Source organism: Streptomyces marispadix (assembly GCF_022524345.1).
Lineage (GTDB): Bacteria > Actinomycetota > Actinomycetes > Streptomycetales > Streptomycetaceae > Streptomyces > Streptomyces marispadix.
The window spans coordinates 1,005,821-1,023,644 of sequence record NZ_JAKWJU010000002.1; the positions used below are offsets into that span (position 1 = coordinate 1,005,821).

12 protein-coding genes are annotated in these 17,824 nt (G+C 70.0%); 7 read left to right on the top strand and 5 right to left on the bottom strand.

Annotated elements, in window-relative coordinates; genetic code table 11:
* Nucleotides 1–17: 17 nt before the first annotated feature.
* From coaE to rpsA, 3 genes are all read right to left on the bottom strand, one after another.
* Nucleotides 18–638 carry a dephospho-CoA kinase gene (gene coaE / locus MMA15_RS04405; protein WP_241057644.1) on the bottom strand — a complete coding sequence of 207 codons (621 nt, stop codon included), beginning with the start codon at nucleotides 636–638 and terminating at the stop codon, nucleotides 18–20.
* A 129-nt stretch (nucleotides 639–767) separates the two neighbouring features.
* Nucleotides 768–1,757, bottom strand: a complete 990-nt coding sequence (locus MMA15_RS04410; RefSeq protein WP_241057645.1) for a PAC2 family protein — start codon at nucleotides 1,755–1,757, stop codon at nucleotides 768–770.
* Nucleotides 1,758–1,986: 229 nt separating this feature from the next.
* Nucleotides 1,987–3,522 carry a 30S ribosomal protein S1 gene (gene rpsA, locus MMA15_RS04415; protein WP_241057647.1) on the bottom strand — a complete coding sequence of 512 codons (1,536 nt, stop codon included), beginning with the start codon at nucleotides 3,520–3,522 and terminating at the stop codon, nucleotides 1,987–1,989.
* A gap of 352 nt (nucleotides 3,523–3,874) precedes the next feature.
* Here rpsA and MMA15_RS04420 point away from each other — a divergent pair, with 352 nt between their 5' ends.
* Nucleotides 3,875–4,795, top strand: coding sequence for a class I SAM-dependent methyltransferase (locus tag MMA15_RS04420; RefSeq protein WP_241057648.1), 921 nt, complete (start codon nucleotides 3,875–3,877; stop codon nucleotides 4,793–4,795).
* A 69-nt stretch (nucleotides 4,796–4,864) separates the two neighbouring features.
* On the opposite strand, the gene MMA15_RS04425 is transcribed toward MMA15_RS04420, so the two are convergent.
* On the bottom strand, nucleotides 4,865–6,436 hold the full coding sequence (locus tag MMA15_RS04425) for a lytic transglycosylase domain-containing protein (RefSeq protein ID WP_308290503.1): 1,572 nt from the start codon (nucleotides 6,434–6,436) through the stop codon (nucleotides 4,865–4,867).
* A gap of 174 nt (nucleotides 6,437–6,610) precedes the next feature.
* Entirely contained in the window at nucleotides 6,611–9,361 is a 2,751-nt protein-coding gene (gene polA, locus MMA15_RS04430) for a DNA polymerase I (RefSeq protein WP_372498175.1), read from the bottom strand.
* Nucleotides 9,362–9,504: 143 nt separating this feature from the next.
* Here polA and MMA15_RS04435 point away from each other — a divergent pair, with 143 nt between their 5' ends.
* From MMA15_RS04435 to MMA15_RS04460, 6 genes are all read left to right on the top strand, one after another.
* Complete coding sequence (locus MMA15_RS04435) at nucleotides 9,505–11,772, top strand: FdhF/YdeP family oxidoreductase (protein WP_241057651.1); 2,268 nt, start codon at nucleotides 9,505–9,507, stop codon at nucleotides 11,770–11,772.
* Between the two features lie 66 nt (nucleotides 11,773–11,838).
* Entirely contained in the window at nucleotides 11,839–12,354 is a 516-nt protein-coding gene (locus MMA15_RS04440; RefSeq protein ID WP_241057652.1) for a PaaI family thioesterase, read from the top strand.
* A gap of 444 nt (nucleotides 12,355–12,798) precedes the next feature.
* Nucleotides 12,799–13,425, top strand: coding sequence for a hypothetical protein (locus tag MMA15_RS04445; protein ID WP_241057653.1), 627 nt, complete (start codon nucleotides 12,799–12,801; stop codon nucleotides 13,423–13,425).
* A 285-nt stretch (nucleotides 13,426–13,710) separates the two neighbouring features.
* Entirely contained in the window at nucleotides 13,711–14,952 is a 1,242-nt protein-coding gene (locus MMA15_RS04450; protein ID WP_241057654.1) for a branched-chain amino acid ABC transporter substrate-binding protein, read from the top strand.
* A gap of 98 nt (nucleotides 14,953–15,050) precedes the next feature.
* Nucleotides 15,051–15,980, top strand: coding sequence for a branched-chain amino acid ABC transporter permease (locus MMA15_RS04455; protein WP_241057655.1), 930 nt, complete (start codon nucleotides 15,051–15,053; stop codon nucleotides 15,978–15,980).
* Between the two features lie 5 nt (nucleotides 15,981–15,985).
* On the top strand, nucleotides 15,986–17,821 hold the full coding sequence (locus MMA15_RS04460) for a branched-chain amino acid ABC transporter permease (protein WP_241057657.1): 1,836 nt from the start codon (nucleotides 15,986–15,988) through the stop codon (nucleotides 17,819–17,821).
* Nucleotides 17,822–17,824: the final 3 nt, after the last annotated feature.

A 17,824-nucleotide genomic window follows, 5' to 3' on the forward strand; every position in this document is an offset into this window, starting at 1 on the left:
GCTCCCACCGGAGCGGACTACGCCCCCGAGCGCTCCTGTGCTCGCTTGCACAGCTCGTCCCACACCTCGCGCACCCTCGTCTCCAGCTCCTCCAGCGGCCCGTCGTTGCCGATCACGAGGTCGGCCACCGCGAGCCGCTCCTCGCGCGTCGCCTGCGCAGCCATGCGCGCCTGCGCGTCCTCCTCCGTCATGCCGCGCAGACGTACGAGCCGGTCGAGCTGGGTCTTCGGGGAGGCGTCGACGACGAGGACGAGGTCATAGAGGGGCGCGAGGCCGTTCTCGGTGAGAAGCGGCACGTCGTGGACGATCACGGCGCTTGCGGAATCGGCCGCCGCCTGCCGTTCCAGCTCGGCCGAGCGCTCGCCCACGAGCGGGTGGACGATCGCGTTGAGCGCCGCGAGCCGTTCCGTGTCGGCGAAAACGACGGCCCCCAGCCTGGGCCGGTCCAGGCTGCCGTCGGGCGCGAGCACCTCCTCGCCGAACTCCTCGACCACGGCCGTCAGCCCGGGCGTGCCCGGCTCGACGACCTCCCGGGCGATCTTGTCCGCGTCGACGATCACGGCGCCGTGCCCCTGGAGAAGCCGTGAGACCTCGCTCTTTCCCGCGCCGATTCCGCCCGTCAGTCCGACCTTCAGCATGACGGCCACGCTATACGGTGCGCGAAACCGGCCACCGCCCCGGCCGGTACGGACAGCGGCCACGGGAACGAACCAGCCGCGCGAGGTTCGCGGAAGCGCGCGGGCCGGTGCTGTGGGCAAGGCCGACGCTCAGCCGGTGCTCTCTCCGCCTGCCCCGTCGGCGCCGCCTTCGCCGTCGTCCCCGCTGTCGCCGCTGCCGGGCGCGGCCTCGCGTTCGGCGAGGAACTGCTCGAAGACCGCTCCCAGCTCGTCGGCGGACGGCAGCTCACTGGGCTCGGCGACGAGGCTGCCCCGCGTCTCGGCACCGGCCATCGCGTCGTACTGCTGCTCAAGTCCCCGTACGACGGAGACAAGATCCTCGTCTCCCTCGGCGAGCTGCCGCTCGATCTCGTTCTGCGTCTTGAGCGCCTCGTTGCGCAGCGCATGGGCGATGTCGGGCAGCACAAGCCCGGTCGCGGACGTGATGGCCTCGACGATGACGAGAGCCGCGTCGGGGTAGGCCGAGCGCGCGACATAGTGCGGCACGTGCGCGACGACACCGAGCACGTCGTGGCCTGATTCCGCGAGCCGCAGCTCGATCAGCCCGGCCGCGCTGCCCGGGACCTCGGCCTCCTCGAAGAGGGGACGGTGGCCGGGCACGAGATCCGTGCGGGTGCCGTGCGGGGTGAGGCCGACGGGCCGGGTGTGGGGCACGCCCATCGGAATGCCGTGGAAGTTCACGGACATCCGTACGTTGAGCCGCTCGGTGATCTCGCGGACCGCCGACGTGAACGCCTCCCACTGGACGTCCGGTTCGGGCCCGGACAGCAGCAGGAACGGCGCGCCCGTGGCGTCGCGCACGAGACGCAGCTCCAGCCGGGGAGTGTCGTAGGCGACCCAGCGGTCGCTGCGGAAGGTCATGGTGGGGCGGCGCGCACGGTAGTCGACGAGCCGGTCGGCGTCGAAACGCGCCACGGTGACGGACGGCTGGGTGTCCTTCAGCCGCTCGACGATCTGCTCCCCCGCCTCGCCGGCGTCCATGTAGCCCTCGAAGTGGTACAGCATCACCAGGCCGCCGCTGCCGGGCTCGCCGATGACGGCGTCGACCGCTTCGAGTCCGCTCTCGTCCCACGTGTACACGCTCTGCCCACTGTGCGGTTCAAGCACTGCTGGCGCCCCTAACTAGTCGCGTTCACACGGAACAACGGTGCGGGCACTCCTTGCATTCCTGCCAGCGGGACACACCGGACGGCGAAGCGCCCGGCGACAGCGACGGGGCCCGCCCCCCGGAGGGAACGGGCCCCGCTTTCGTGCTGTCGGCCGCTGCCGTCGTTCAGCCGCGAGCCGTGTGCTTCGGCGTGTCAGCGCTTCAGCTCTGACCGCCTGCGAGCTTCTCACGCAGCGCCGCCAGGGCCTCGTCCGAGGCGAGGGCGCCGGAGTCGTCGTTCGACTCCGAGGAGTACGAGCCACCGGAACCGCCCGCCTGGCCGCCGCCGGCGTTGCCGCCCTGCTGCGGCTGGGCGTTGCCGCCGCCACCGCCCGCGCCTTCGGCCGCCGCCTGCTCGTCGGCCTCGCGGGACTTGATGACCTGCGCCTGGTGCTGCTCGAAGCGCTGCTGCGCCTCGGCGTACTGGCGCTCCCACTCCTCACGCTGCTTCTCGTACCCCTCCAGCCAGTCGTTGGCCTCGGGGTCGAAGCCCTCGGGGTAGATGTAGTTGCCCTGGTCGTCGTAGGACGCGGCCATGCCGTAGAGCGTCGGGTCGAAGTCGACCGTGGTCGGGTCGGCACCGAAGGACTCGTTGGCCTGCTTCAGCGAGAGGCTGATGCGGCGGCGCTCCAGGTCGATGTCGATGACCTTGACGAAGATCTCGTCGTTGACCTGGACGACCTGCTCCGGGATCTCCACGTGGCGCTCGGCCAGTTCGGAGATGTGGACCAGACCCTCGATCCCCTCGTCCACGCGGACGAACGCGCCGAACGGCACCAGCTTCGTGACCTTGCCGGGCACGACCTGGCCGATCTGGTGCGTACGGGCGAACTGCTGCCACGGGTCTTCCTGAGTCGCCTTGAGCGACAGGGAGACACGCTCGCGGTCCATGTCGACGTCCAGGACCTCGACCGTGACCTCCTGGCCGACCTCGACGACCTCGGAGGGGTGGTCGATGTGCTTCCAGGACAGCTCGGAGACGTGGACGAGTCCGTCCACACCGCCGAGGTCGACGAAGGCGCCGAAGTTGACGATGGAGGAGACGACGCCGGAGCGCACCTGGCCCTTCTGGAGGGTGGTGAGGAAGGTCTGGCGGACCTCGCTCTGCGTCTGCTCCAGCCATGCGCGGCGGGAGAGAACCACGTTGTTGCGGTTCTTGTCCAGCTCGATGATCTTCGCCTCGAGCTCCTTGCCGACGTACGGCTGGAGGTCGCGGACACGGCGCATCTCGACCAGGGAGGCCGGCAGGAAGCCCCGCAGGCCGATGTCGAGGATGAGACCGCCCTTGACGACCTCGATGACGGTGCCGGTGACGATCCCGTCCTCTTCCTTGATCTTCTCGATGGTGCCCCAGGCACGCTCGTACTGAGCGCGCTTCTTCGAGAGGATCAGGCGTCCCTCCTTGTCCTCCTTCTGGAGAACGAGGGCTTCGATCTCGTCACCGACGGCGACGACCTCGTTGGGGTCGACGTCGTGCTTGATCGACAGTTCGCGGGACGGGATGACGCCTTCGGTCTTGTAACCGATGTCGAGCAGGACCTCGTCCCGGTCGACCTTCACGATGACGCCGTCGACGATGTCGCCGTCGTTGAAGTACTTGATCGTCTCGTCGATCGCGGCGAGGAAGGCTTCCTCGGAACCGATGTCGTTTACCGCAACCTGCGGAGTGGTGGCGGTGGTCTCGGTGCTGCTCGTCATGTGTGAAAGGGTCTCCGGGTACGGACATGAAGTCGTAGGTCCTGCTACGCCGAGAGCCCGTTATCGCACCGCGCATGCAAGCCAGCCGGACACAGCCTTTAGAGCCACAAACCCGAGGGGATACACCACCGATGCGAGCGCGGCCTGCTCCGTCCGAGGCGCGCAGGCCCGCAGCGCAACTTGTAGCATACGGGGGCCACTGGGCATGGTCAATGCGCGAAAGAGCACAGCTGGGGTGGAACGTCCCATAACCGGCGTGCCCGTCACAGCGTGCACCCCTTGCGGCACTGAGCGGTGTCCCTCGACCCCCACGGCGACAAGTTATAGGTGCGAGAGTACGGCGGCGGGCCCGATGATCCAAGACGACGGCGGCAGGAACTTCGCGGCGGCCGGGCCCGCGGGTACCGATCCCGGTGCGGAACCGGCGGCCGTGCGCAGGCAGGCCGGCGGCGCCGAGAGCAGCCGGGCCAACCGCGGCTGGTGGGACCGGAACGCCGACGAGTACCAGGACGATCACGGTGCGTTCCTCGGCGACGCGCGTTTCGTGTGGTGCCCCGAGGGTCTGGACGAGGCGGAGGCGCGGCTGCTGGGTCCGGCCGCCGGGCTGCGCGGGCGGCGGGTGCTGGAGGTGGGCGCCGGTGCCGCGCAGTGCTCGCGGTGGCTGGCCGCGCAGGGCGCCCTTCCCGTCGCGCTGGACCTCTCGCACCGGCAGCTTCTGCACGCGCTGCGCATCGGCGGCGCGGACGCTCCCGCCGGTGGCGGAGGCGCCGGGCCGGGTTCCGGTACGCGGTTGCCGCTGGTGGAGGCGGACGCGCGGGCACTGCCGTTCGCTGACGGGTCGTTCGACATGGCCTGTTCCGCTTACGGGGCGCTGCCGTTCGTGGCCGATCCGCTGCGGGTGCTGAGGGAGGTCCGGCGGGTGCTGAGGCCGGGTGGGCGCTGGGTGTTCTCGGTGACGCATCCGATGCGCTGGGCGCTGCCGGACGAGCCGGGCCCGGAGGGGCTTACGGTGATCGGCTCGTACTTCGACCGCACTCCTTATGTGGAGGAGGACGAGCGGGGGCGGGCGGTCTACGTCGAGCATCACCGGACACTGGGCGACCGCGTGCGGGATCTGGTGGCCGCGGGTTTCCGGCTGCTGGACGTCGTAGAGCCGGAGTGGCCGGAGTGGAACTCGCAGGAGTGGGGCGGGTGGTCGCCGCTGCGGGGGCGGCTGATCCCCGGGACTGCGATCTTCGTGTGCGAGCACGACGGGGCGGCGGGGCGTCCGTAGGGCTCCGGCGGCCGCCTCGCGGTGCTGCGGCCCGGCGCGGCGTCTTCCTCAAGTCCGTGCGGGCTGCGGCTACTTGGCGGTGACCTTCAGGGGGATGTCGTAGGTGGAGCCGTCCTCGGTGGTGAGGCGGAGGGTGTAGGTGCCGGTGTGGCCGTCGGTGTGGACGGCGGGCAGTTCCAGTACGCCCTTCTTGCTGAGCACTCCGCCGCCCGTGGTCTTGGTGATCGAGCGGTCCTCGTTGCCGAACAGGTCCTTGAAGTAAGGGCCCTTGGTGTTCTCTTCGCCGTCCTCGGTGATCATGGTGGCGGTGACGGGGACCCCGCCGGCCGCCTCCTTCTCGTGTTCGAGTTCGACCTTGATCTCGGTGAACTCCGAGTCGACGGGGGCCTTCAGGGGGCCCTCGGGGGTGCGGGCGAAGGTGTACTTCGGGGAGACGGTCGCATGCATCTTCGCGGCGGACAGGTCGCGGCCCTCGGCCGTGGCCGAGACGGTGAACTCCCCTGCGCGTTCGCCCGCGTCGATGACGGGGGCGAGGGAGATGCCGTCGGCGCCGGTGGGTGCGGTGGCCGAGGTCCTGCCGCCGGGGAAGCGGGCGTCGGTGTCGCCCTTGATGGTGTATTTGATGCGCACACCCTTGACGGCCTTGCCGGAGGCGTTGACGGCCTTTACCCGCGGGCGCTGTTCGAAGGTGCCGCCGGTGTAGGCGGTGAGCGGGCCGGCGAGTACGGGCTTGAGGTCGGTGGGGGTGCCGGGGCTGGGTGCGGGAGAGTCGTGGCCGCCGTCGCCGTTGCCGCCGCCGTGGCCCTTGCCGGGTTTGTGGGAACCGGAGCCGCCGTGGGAGCCGTTGCCCTTGCCGGCGCCGTCCGTGGCGCCGGCGCCGGGTGAGTCGGGCAGCGGTCCGGTGCCGTCGGGAACCTTGTGCGTGCCCTTGCGGTAGAAGTCGTACCAGGCGAGGACGGTACGCAGATAGGCGCGGGAGTCGTTGTAGCTGAGGACAGAGCGGTGGAGTCCCGCCTTGGTGCCCAAGTCCCGTTCGCCCGCGCAGAGATACCCGGCGGCGGCCAGCGCGGCGTCCTGGATGTTTGCGGGGTCGCGGCTGCCGTCGCCGTTGCCGTCTGCGCCCCAGCGCGACCAAGTCGAGGGTATGAACTGCATCGGCCCGACGGCCCGGTCGAAGCGCTTGTCGCCGTCGAGGCGTCCGCCGTCGGTGTCGTGGATGCGGGCGAAGCCCGAGCCGTTCAGCACCGGGCCGAGGATCGGCTTGAGGGTGGTGCCGGACTTGTCGACGGCTCCGCCGCGTGCCTGCCCCGACTCGACCTTGCCGATCGCGGCGAGGAGTTCCCAGCGCAGCCCGCATGCGGCGTCGGAGGCGCCGAGTGAGCGTGCGGCCATCTTGTACGCGGCGAGGACCGACGCGGGTATGCCGGACTCGGACGGGCCGGGTGAAGTGCGAGGCGGTGCGGGGGATTCCAGCGGCGGCAGCTCGGTGTGGTACGCGTCGTCGCCGGGGGCGCCGTCGGGCTGTGCCTCGTCGGGGCGTTCCTTGCCGGGGTCGCCCACGCGGTGGTCCACTTCGGCGCCGGGTGCCTGAGACGCGGTCAGCGCCGCCATGGTGGCGGCGGCGATAGCCGTGCCGGTCACGCCCCGGCGGATCTTTCTGCCGCCGGGAAACCCGCGATACCGCGCCATGTGCCGAACCCCCAGATTCTGCCCCTGACTTCGCCGACGCTGCCTTCGTCGACACGGTGACACTAATGCAACTCCCGTGCGGCGTCTGCGGGTCGGCGTAAGAGGGGCGCAGAGCGCAGGGGCCGCTCAGTGCGCGGCTGATTCCCAGTCGTCGCCGACGCCCACGGACACATCCAGCGGTGCCCGCAGTTCGACGGCTCCGGCCATCTCGCGGCACACCAGCTCCTCGACGGCGTCCCGCTCCCCGGGGGCGACCTCCAGCACGATCTCGTCGTGCACCTGGAGCAGCATGCGTGAGGCGAGCTTCTCCTTGCGCAGTGCGGCGTCCACGCGGAGCATCGCCACCTTCACGATGTCGGCGGCGGTGCCCTGGATGGGTGCGTTGAGCGCCATCCGCTCGGCCATGTCACGGCGCTGGCGGTTGTCGCTGGTCAGGTCGGGCAGATAGCGGCGGCGGCCCATGATGGTCTCGGTGTAGCCGGTGGCGCGTGCCTCGGCTACGGCGCGGTGGAGATAGTCGCGTACTCCGCCGAACCGTTCGAAGTAGTCGTCCATCAGCTTGCGGGCCTCGTCCGGGGTGATGCCGAGCTGCTGGGAGAGGCCGAACGCCGAGAGCCCGTAGGCCAGTCCGTACGACATGGCCTTGATCTTGCGGCGCATCTCCGCGTCGACCTGGTCCTCGGTGACGTCGAAGACCTGGGAGGCGACCGTGGTGTGCAGATTCTCCCCGGAGGTGATGGCCTCGATGAGCTTCTCGTCGTCCGACATGTGCGCCATCACGCGCAGTTCGATCTGGCTGTAGTCGGCCGTCATCAGCGTCTCGTAGCCCTCGCCGACGCGGAAGGCACGGCGGATGGCGCGGCCCTCGTCCGTACGGATCGGCACGTTCTGCAAGTTGGGGTCGGTGGAGGAGAGCCGGCCGGTGGCGGCGACGGTCTGGCTGAAAGTGGTGTGGATGCGGCCGTCGGCGGCGATGGTCTTGATCAGGCCCTCGACGGTGGTGCGCAGCTTCTGCTGTTCGCGGTAGCGCAGCATCAGCACGGGCAGTTCGTGCTCGGTCTGCGCCGCGAGCCACGTCAGGGCGTCGGCGTCCGTCGTCCAGCCCGTCTTGGTCTTCTTCGTCTTGGGCAGGCCCAGCTCTCCGAAGAGGACCTCCTGGAGCTGCTTGGGCGAGCCGAGGTTGAACTCGTGGCCCACGGCGGCATGTGCGTCCTTCACCGCCTGCTGCGCGGCGTCGGCGAACTGCTGCTCCAGATTGGTCAGCCACTCGCGGTCGGCGCAGATCCCCGCGCGCTCCATCCGCGCCAGCACCGCCGAGGTCGGCAGCTCCAGATCGCGCAGCAGATCGGCGGCGCCGACCTGGGCGAGCCTGTCCTCGAATACCGCCCCGAGGTCGAGGATCGTACGGGCCTTGAGCATCAGCGCCTGGGCCTCGGCCTGTTCGTCCAGGCCGAACGCCAACTGGCCGCCGCCCGCGTCCGCGGGGCCGAGTTCGCGGCCCAGATACTCCACCGACAGCGCGTCCATCTCGAACGAGCGGCGGCCGGGCTTGTCGAGATACGCGGCGAGCGCCGTGTCCGTGGTGACCCCGGCGACGCTCCAGCCGTGCTCGGCGAAGACCCGCATGATCGCCTTGGCGTCGTGTACGACCTTCGGGCGGGCGTCGTCGGCGATCCACGACGAGAACGCCTTCTCCTCCGCCTCGTCGAGCTGTGCCGGGTCGAACCAGGCCGCGGGGCCGTCGGCCGCGGCGAGGGCGATCTCGCTGACGCTGCCGGTGCCCAGCTTCCACACGTCGACGGTGGCGAGGCCGAGGACCTGGCCGTCGTGCTCGTCCAGCCAGCCGGTCAGCTCGCCGGGGCCGAGGACCGTGCCGTCGATCTCGACGCCCTCCGCCGAGGGTGCGGCCTCTTCCTCCTTCGTGCCGGGGTCGACGGCGAACAGCCGCTCGCGGAAGTTCTGATGGCGGAACTCCAGGGCGTCCAGCACGACGTTCAGCGTGTCGCGGTCGTAGGGGACGCGCTCCAAGTCCTCGGGGCCGCAGGTCAGTTCGACGTCGCGCACCAGCTCGGTGAGATGGCGGTTGAGCGTCACCGACTCCAGATGCGCCCGCAGATTCTCCCCGGCCTTGCCCTTCACCTCGTCCGCGCGGCGGGCGAGTTCGGCGAAGGAACCGAACTGGCTGATCCACTTCGTGGCCGTCTTCTCCCCCACGCCGGGAATGCCGGGGAGGTTGTCGGACGGGTCGCCGCGCAGCGCCGCGAAGTCCGGATACTGCTCGGGCGTCAGGCCGTACTTCTCGAAGACCTTCTCCGGGGTGAAGCGCGTCAACTCCGAGACGCCCTTCGTCGGATAGAGCACCGTCACGTCGTCGCTGACGAGCTGGAGGGCGTCGCGGTCGCCGGTGACGATGGAGACCTTGAAGCCCTCGGCGACCGCCTGCGTGGTGAGGGTGGCGATGACGTCGTCGGCCTCGAAGCCCTCGACGGCGAAGCGCCGCACCCGCATCGCGTCCAGCAGCTCGCCGATCAGCTCCACCTGGCCCTTGAACTCGTCGGGCGCCTTGGAGCGGTTCGCCTTGTACTCCGCGAACTCCGCGGAGCGCCAGGTCTTGCGGGAGACGTCGAAGGCGACCGCGAAGTGCGTGGGCTCCTCGTCACGCAATGTGTTCGACAGCATCGAGGTGAAGCCGTAGATCGCGTTCGTCGTCTGGCCCGTGGAGGTGGCGAAGTTCTCAGCGGGCAGGGCGTAGAACGCGCGGTAGGCGAGGGAGTGCCCGTCCATCAGGAGCAGGCGGGGAGCCGTCTGCTGCGGGGCCTTCTGCCGGGTCTTCTCGGGAGCCTTCTGCTGGGTCTTCTTCGGAGCCTTCTCAGTCACGTTCCCGATCCTCCCACGCGCCACTGACAACCCGGACCCGTGCACACGGCGCCCGCACGGGCCGCCTCCCCCGGCACCGGCGCAGGCCGCTCGCGGAGCAGCCGGGCCGGGTCCGCCGACCCGCCGCGTGGCACCATCGCCGTATGAGGAAGCCCCCGGCCGAAGACCCCGTACAGGACGCACCCGACGTCTCCGCCCCGGCGGACTCCGCAGCCGGTACGAAGGCGGTGACGCGTTCGCTGCGCACCGCACGGCAGCAGATGGGCGTACGCAGGACGGCGCTGACGCTGCTGCGCGTCAACCAGAAGGACGGCTTCGACTGCCCCGGCTGCGCCTGGCCGGAGGAGGACAAGCGGCACACCGCGGAGTTCTGCGAGAACGGCGCGAAGGCCGTGGCCGAGGAGGCGACGCTGCGCCGCGTCACGCCCGGCTTCTTCGAGGCGCATCCCGTGCCGGACCTCGCACGGCGCTCCGGGTACTGGCTGGGGCAGCAGGGCAGGCTGACGCAGCCGATGTATCTGCCGGAGGGCGCCGACACCTACCAGCCGGTGCCGTGGGAGCGGGCGTTCGACATCGTCGCCGAGGAGCTGCACTCGCTCGCATCCCCCGACGAGGCCGTCTTCTACACCTCCGGCCGCACCGGCAACGAGGCGGCGTTCCTCTACCAGCTCTTCGCCCGCGAGTTCGGCACGAACAACCTGCCCGACTGCTCCAACATGTGCCACGAGTCCTCCGGGGCGGCGCTCACCGAGACCCTCGGCGTGGGCAAGGGCAGCGTGCTGCTCGAGGACCTGCACCAGGCGGAACTGATCATCGTCGCCGGGCAGAACCCGGGCACCAACCATCCGCGGATGCTGACCGCCCTGGAGAAGGCCAAGGCCGCCGGGGCGAAGATCATCACCGTCAATCCGCTGCCCGAAGCGGGCATGACCCGCTTCAAGAACCCGCAGCGGGCCCGCGGACTCGCCGGTTCCGGCACGGCGCTCACCGATCTGTTCCTCCAGGTCCGCCTCGGCGGCGACCAGGCCCTCTTCCGTGCGCTGAACCGGATGATCATCGAACGCGGCGGCGTCGACGAGGAGTTCGTCGGTGCCTTCACCCACGGCTACGAGCAGTTCGCGCGAGCGGCACTGGGCACCGGCTGGGAGGAGACACTGGAGGCGACCGGCCTGCGCCGCGAGGAGATCGAGCAGGCGCTGGAGATGGTCCTCGCCTCCCGCCGCACCGTCGTGTGCTGGGCCATGGGCCTCACCCAGCACAAGCACTCCGTGCCGACGATCCGCGAGGTCGTCAACTTCCTGCTGCTGCGCGGCGACGTGGGCCGCCCCGGCTCGGGAGTGTGCCCCGTACGCGGTCACAGCAACGTGCAGGGCGACCGCACCATGGGCATCACGGAGCGGCCCGCGCCCTCGTTCCTCGACGCCCTGGAGCGGGAGTTCGCGATCAGTGCTCCCCGCCGCCCCGGCATGGACGTCGTAGGGGCGATCCACGCGCTGCGCGACGGCCGCGCCAAGGTGTTCTTCGCGATGGGCGGCAACTTCGTCTCGGCGTCCCCCGACACGGCCGTGACGGAGGACGCGATGCGCCGCGCCCGGCTCACCGTGCACGTCTCCACGAAGCTCAACCGCTCGCACTGCGTCACCGGGGCGCGTGCGCTGATCCTCCCCACGCTGGGCCGCACGGAGCGCGATCTCCAGGGCGGCGGCGAGCAGTTCGTGACGGTGGAGGACTCCATGGGGATGGTGCACGCCTCCCGTGGGCGGCTCGAACCGGCGAGCCCCCATCTGCTGTCCGAGCCGGCGATCGTGGCACGCATGGCGCGCCGCGTGCTGGGAGTCGAGTCGCGCACGCCCTGGGAGGACTTCGAGAAGGACTACGCCACGGTCCGTGACCGCATCGCCCGCGTCGTGCCCGGCTTCGAGGACTTCAACGAACGTGTGGCCAGGCCGGGGGGCTTCACGCTGCCGCACGCCCCGCGCGACGAGAGGCGCTTCCCCACCGCCACGGGCAAGGCCAACTTCACAGCGGCGCCCGTCACTTGGCCGAAGGTCCCCGAGGGGCGGCTGCTGTTGCAGACCCTGCGGTCGCACGACCAGTACAACACCACCGTCTACGGCCTCGACGACCGCTACCGGGGCATCCGCAACGGGCGCCGCGTCGTCCTCGTCAACCCGCGGGACGCCGAGGCCCTCGGCCTGGAGGACGGTTCGTACGCCGATCTGACCAGCGAGTGGACGGACGGCAGCACCCGCACCGCCCGAGGATTCCGCGTCGTGCACTACCCCACCGCACGCGGATGCGCGGCGGCCTACTACCCCGAGACGAACGTGCTCGTCCCGCTGGAGGCGACGGCCGACACCAGCAACACACCCGCGAGCAAGTCCCTGGTGATCCGCGTCACTTCGGCCTGAGCGCACGCTCAGCGACCTGATAGGACGGTGCCGGAACATCGACCGCACCGGATCGGAGCGCTGCCCATGGGCGAGCACACCCAGACCACGTTCCCGCAGGAGATCGTCGACGAGTGGGCCGGGCTCGGCCTCGACCTGCCCGCCCTGTTCTCCGCGGGACACCTCGGCGAACGCATGGACCTGCGCATCCTCCACGCCTCGCCCGGGAAGGTCACCGGCACGCTCCCCGTCGAGGGCAACACCCAGCCGTACGGGCTGCTGCACGGCGGCGCCTCCGCCGTGCTCGCCGAGACCCTCGGCTCCGTGGGCGCGATGCTGCACGGCGGCCCCGGGAAGGTGGCCGTCGGCGTCGACCTCAACTGCACGCACCACCGCGGCATCCGCTCGGGGCTGATCACCGGGACGGCCACACCGGTGCACCGCGGGCGTTCCACGGCCACCTACGAGACCGTCATCACCGACGACGAGGGCAGGCGCGTGTGCACGGCCAGACTGACGTGCCTGCTGCGTGAGGCCCCCTCAGCCGGCGGCCCCGCCTCGGACGATGCCGCGACTCTGGCCACCCCGCCGGAAGGCCGCTAGCTTCCCCACATGGGAGGCACAGGACGCAGACGGGGGGAGAGACGGGGACGCGGCGGGGACGACGCGCGAAGACCCCGAGGTCCCGGGGCGGGCCGCGACGTACCGCAGCCGGGGCAGCCGCCCCGGCAGCAGCCGCTGCCACCGCAGTCGCCGCAACGGCCCCCCGGAACGGGGCGCAGGCCCGGTCCTCTCCCGCCCCAAGTGCCCTACCGGGCCCGGCCGCACATGCCGCCGCAGGCCCCTCCCCCGGTGCCGCCACAGGCCCCTCCCCAGCCGCCGGCCGGAATGGGACGGCCGGGCGCAGACCCGACGCGGGCCCTGTATCCCGTACCCCGCCCGGTCCCGCAGCGTTCGCTGTCCGTGCCCCGCCCGCCGATGCCCCCGCACCGGCCGGGCCCGCCCGGACCGTACGCCCCGCGTGAACCGTACGGACCAGCCGACGACATGATCGCCTCCGGCCGCGAAGCCCTCGGCCCCGGCGAACTGTGGTACCGGCTGCCCGTACGCAGCCGGCGCGCCGCCGCAGCCGCGCTCTGCCTCGCGCTGCTGGCCGCCGGCGGCTACACCGTGCTCACCCGGCCCGAGGCCACCGGCTCCTGGTGGCAGTCCGACCGGCAGCCGCAGCCGCCGCCCGACTCCACCAAACCCTCCGCCACGGCACGGCGCCTGCCCTACCCCGCGCAGACCGCACGCATCACCTTCGACCGGCTCGCCGTCTCCGACCGTGCACGCCGCACCTTCACCGTCGAACTGCGCGCCGCGTCCAGCGCGCCGCTGACCGTACTCAAGGTCGACCAGGGCTACGAAGCCGTCGACCTCGACCTCGCCGGCAGCTCCCCCGTGGCCGTCCGCCCCGAGTCCCCCAGAACCCTCGTACTCAAGGCGAGAGTCACAAACTGTGAACGAGCGCCGCTCCGTGCCCGCTCACCCTTCCTGAACGTGACCCTTCGTAACGACCGCGCACGGCAGGAACTGAGCGTCATCCCCGGCGAGCGCTACGCCGACGCCCTCACGCACGCATTCCGGACGCTCTGCGGCCCTGACGACTCCGCAGCCGAGCCCGCCCCCTGAACGATCTGCTGATTCGCACTCCTGAAATGTGTCCGCTACACGCACGGCACACAGCGCATCCCGCCACGCGGTCCCGCGTCGGCACACCTCGGGCCGGTCTCAATAACAAGAACGTCACACCTTGCCCTGCCCCTCTGCCCCCCGCGATCCCCCGGCCATAGAGTCACCGCCAGTCACCGCGCAGCCGGGTGTGCAGTGCGAACCCCTGAACCGCCGCGCTTCAGGGTGCCCGGCGCGCGACACGGCCCTCATCTCCGAAGGCCGCGCCAGGGGAAAGGACTGATCGTGCGCCACCGTTCATTGCTCATCATCACCACCGCGGTCGCCGCGGGATCTCTCACGCTGTCGGCCTGCGGCTCACGCGGGGACGACAGCGGCGGCAAGGGTGGCGACAAGTCCACCGTGACCATCGGTCTCGACGCACCGCTCACCGGTGATCTCTCCGCACTCGGCCAGGGCATCAAGAACTCGGCCGACCTCGCCGTGAAGACCGCCAACAAGAAGCAGGAAGTCGACGGCGTCACCTTCAAACTCCAGGCACTCGACGACGCCGCACAGCCGGCCTCCGGCCAGCAGAACGCCAACAAGCTCGTCGCGGACGACAAGGTTGTCGGCGCCGTAGGACCGCTCAACTCCAACGTCGGCCAGTCCATGCAGAAGGTCTTCGACAAGGCCGGCATGGTCGAGGTCTCGCCCGCCAACACCGCGCCCGAACTGACGCAGGGCACCGACTGGCGCACCGGCAAGAAGCAGCGGCCCTTCAAGACGTACTTCCGCACCTCCACCACGGACGCCATCCAGGGCCCGTACGCCGCGCAGTACATGTACAACGAGAAGAAGCTCAAGAAGGTCTACGTCATCGACGACAAGAAGACCTACGGCAAGGGCCTCGCCGCCACCTTCAAGGAGGAGTTCGAAGACCTCGGCGGCAAGGTCGTCGGCACCGACCACGTCGACCCGAAGGAGAAGGACTTCACCGCGGTCGCCAACAAGGTCGCCAAGGCCAAGCCCGACTTCGTCTACTACGGCGGCGAATACCCCGCCGGCGCGCCCCTCGCCGACCAGGCCAAGAAGGCCGGGCTCAAGGGCCCCGTCGTCGGCGGCGACGCGCTCTTCAGCGCCGAGTACGTCAAGCTCGCCAAGAAGAACTCCGAGGGCGACATCGCCTCCTCCGTGGGCGCGCCCCTCGAAACCCTCGACAGCGCCAAGGAGTTCACCAAGAACTACGAGGCCGCCGGCTACAAGCTGCCCTACGAGGCATACGGCGGCTACGCCTACGACGCCACCTGGTCCATCATCCAGGCCGTCAAGGCCGTCGCCGAGAAGAACGACGGCAAGCTGCCCGAGGACATGAACGACACCCGCGAGCAGGTCGTCGAAGCCATGCAGGACGTCAAGTTCGACGGCGTCAGCGGCAAGGTCGGCTTCGACGAGTTCGGCGACACCACCAACAAGCAGCTCTCGCTGTACGAGGTCAAGGACGGCGAACACAAGCCCGTCAAGACCGGCACCTTCGAAGAGAACTGAACCGGGCGACCGCCCCGTTCATCCACCACTACGCCGCGCGGGGACGCGAACAGCGCCCCCGCGCGGCCGTATACAGACACCCACTCGGAGGCCCCGCGGTGAACGACCTGCCGCAGCAACTGGCCAGTGGACTCATCCTCGGCGCGATGTACGGCCTCATCGCGATCGGATACACGATGGTCTACGGCATCGTTCAGCTCATCAACTTCGCCCACGGCGAGATCGTCATGTTCGGGGCCTTCGGCGGCCTCACCGCATGGCTGCTCCTCCCACAGGGCACCGCACTCGCACTCGCACTGCCCGTCATGCTCGTCATGGCGGTCGGAGTGTCCGTACTCGTCGGCATCGGAGCGGAACGCTTCGCCTACCGGCCGCTGCGCAACGCCCCCCGGCTCGCACCGCTCATCACCGCGATCGGCCTGTCGATCATGCTCCAGCAGCTCATCTGGAGCTTCTACCCCGACGCCAAGAAGGCCCGCACCTTCCCGCAGTTCAGCGGCGACAGCGTCGAACTCCTCGGCGCCAACATCCAGCGCGGCGAACTGTTCCTCCTCATAGCAGCCCCCGTCTGCATGATCGCCCTCGGCTTCTTCGTCGCCAAGACCCGCACCGGCCGCGCCATGCAGGCCACCTCGCAGGACCCCGACACCGCCAAGCTGATGGGCATCAACACCGACCGCATCATCGTCACCGCGTTCGCCATCGGCGCCGCCTTCGGCGGAGTCGCGGCCATCGCCTACGGCCTCAAGTACGGCCAGATCGACTTCAAGATCGGCTTCATCCTCGGCCTCAAGGCCTTCACCGCAGCCGTGCTCGGCGGCATCGGCAACATCTACGGAGCCATGGTCGGCGGCGTCGTCCTCGGCCTCGCCGAATCACTGGCCACCGCATACATCGAACACATCCCCGGCATGGAACTCTTCGGCGGCGGCGCCTGGAAGAACGTATGGGCATTCGTCCTGCTGATCCTCGTGCTGCTCGTACGACCACAGGGCCTGCTCGGCGAACGCATCGCGGACAGGGCGTGATAGCGATGGCAACCACCGACACCCACAGCGGCGCCACCGCACCCGCCGCCCCCACACAGCCCCTCGACCCCACCGGCGCACCCGGCACCCTGCCCCTGCCGCCCAAGGCCGCACGCATCCTCACCGCCGCCGGCGCCGCAGGCACCTTCGCGAGCACCATGCTCGCCTGGACCTGGACCGCCGACTTCCCAGGCGACCTCACCTACTACGGCTCGCCCGTCGACCTCCAGACCCTCACCCTCGTCGGCTCGCTGCTCACCCTCGCCGTACTGCTCTCCGGCAGCGGCGTACGCGGACTGCGCTGGCTCACACCCGGAGGCAAGACGGCACCCGTCGTACTCCTCGCCCTCGGCACACTCGGAGTCGCCTGGTTCACCGCCGGAGCCATAGCCGTCGTACTCGGCGGCCTCGTCAACTTCGAACCCGGCATGTGGGTCGCCGTAGCCACCAGCCTCATCACCGTCATCGGCGCCCTCGGCCTCCGCGCCGACGAACCCTTCGACCCCGCCGACCCCGCACTGCGCGACCCCGGCCCCTGGCAGCGCCTACGGCACTCGCTCAAGGCGCCGGCACCCGCCGCGCCCGCGAAACAACTCCCCGGCTGGGCCGAACTCCTCACCATCGCCGGCACGTTCGGCCTCGGACTGTTCGTCTTCACCTACGGCATCGACACCCCGTACGGCGAACTGTTCATCGGCTACCTCATCCTCGTAGCCTTCGCCGCCACCGCACTCGCACGCGCCGGACTCAGCCAGCGCCTGTCCCGGCTCACCGGAAAGCACCGCAACATCACCTTCACCGCGGCCTTCGTCGCCGCCGCGTGCTTCCCCTTCACCCAAAGCAGCGACCAGTACACCTCCGTCGCCGCCAACATCCTCATCTTCGCCACCGTCGCACTCGGCCTCAACGTCGTCGTCGGCCTCGCCGGGCTCCTCGACCTCGGATACGTGGCCTTCCTCGGCGTCGGCGCCTACGCCGCGGCACTCGTCTCCGGATCCGACACCTCCGTACTCGGCGTCGAATTCCCCTTCTGGGCCGCCGTCCTCACCGGCGCCGGAGCCTCACTCGTCTTCGGCGTCGTCATCGGAGCACCCACACTCCGCCTCCACGGCGACTACCTCGCCATCGTCACCCTCGGCTTCGGCGAGATCTTCCGCATCGGCATGGAGAACCTCGACGGCTCCTCGGGGCCCTCCGTCACCAACGGCGCCAACGGCATCGCCAACATCCCCGACCTCGTCATCCTCGGCTTCGACCTCGGCGAGGACCACACCGTGTTCGGCGTCGAACTCGGCCCCTTCGCCAACTACTACCTGCTCATGCTCCTCTTCACGATCATCATCGTGACGATCTTCCGCCGCGCCGACCGCTCCCGCATCGGCCGCGCATGGGTAGCCGTACGCGAGGACGAGACCGCCGCACGCGCCATGGGCATCAACGGCTTCCGCGTCAAGCTCATCGCCTTCGCACTCGGCGCCACACTCGCCGGCATGGCAGGCACCGTCCAGGCCCACGTCACCTCCTCCGTGACACCCGAGCAGTACCAGTTCGTCGAAGTCGTACCGCCCAACTCGGCGTTCCTGCTCGCCGCCGTCATCCTCGGCGGCATGGGAACCGTCTCCGGGCCCCTCGTCGGCGCCTCACTGCTCTACCTCATCCCGGCCAAGCTCCAGTTCATCGGCGACTACCAACTCCTCCTCTTCGGCCTCGCGTTGATCATCCTGATGCGCTACCGCCCCGAAGGACTCCTCGCCGACCGCCGCAAGAAACTCGAATTCCACGACACCGGCCAGCTCGACGTACCGACCGGCGGCCCCGGCCTCAGCAAGACGGAGGCGTAGACG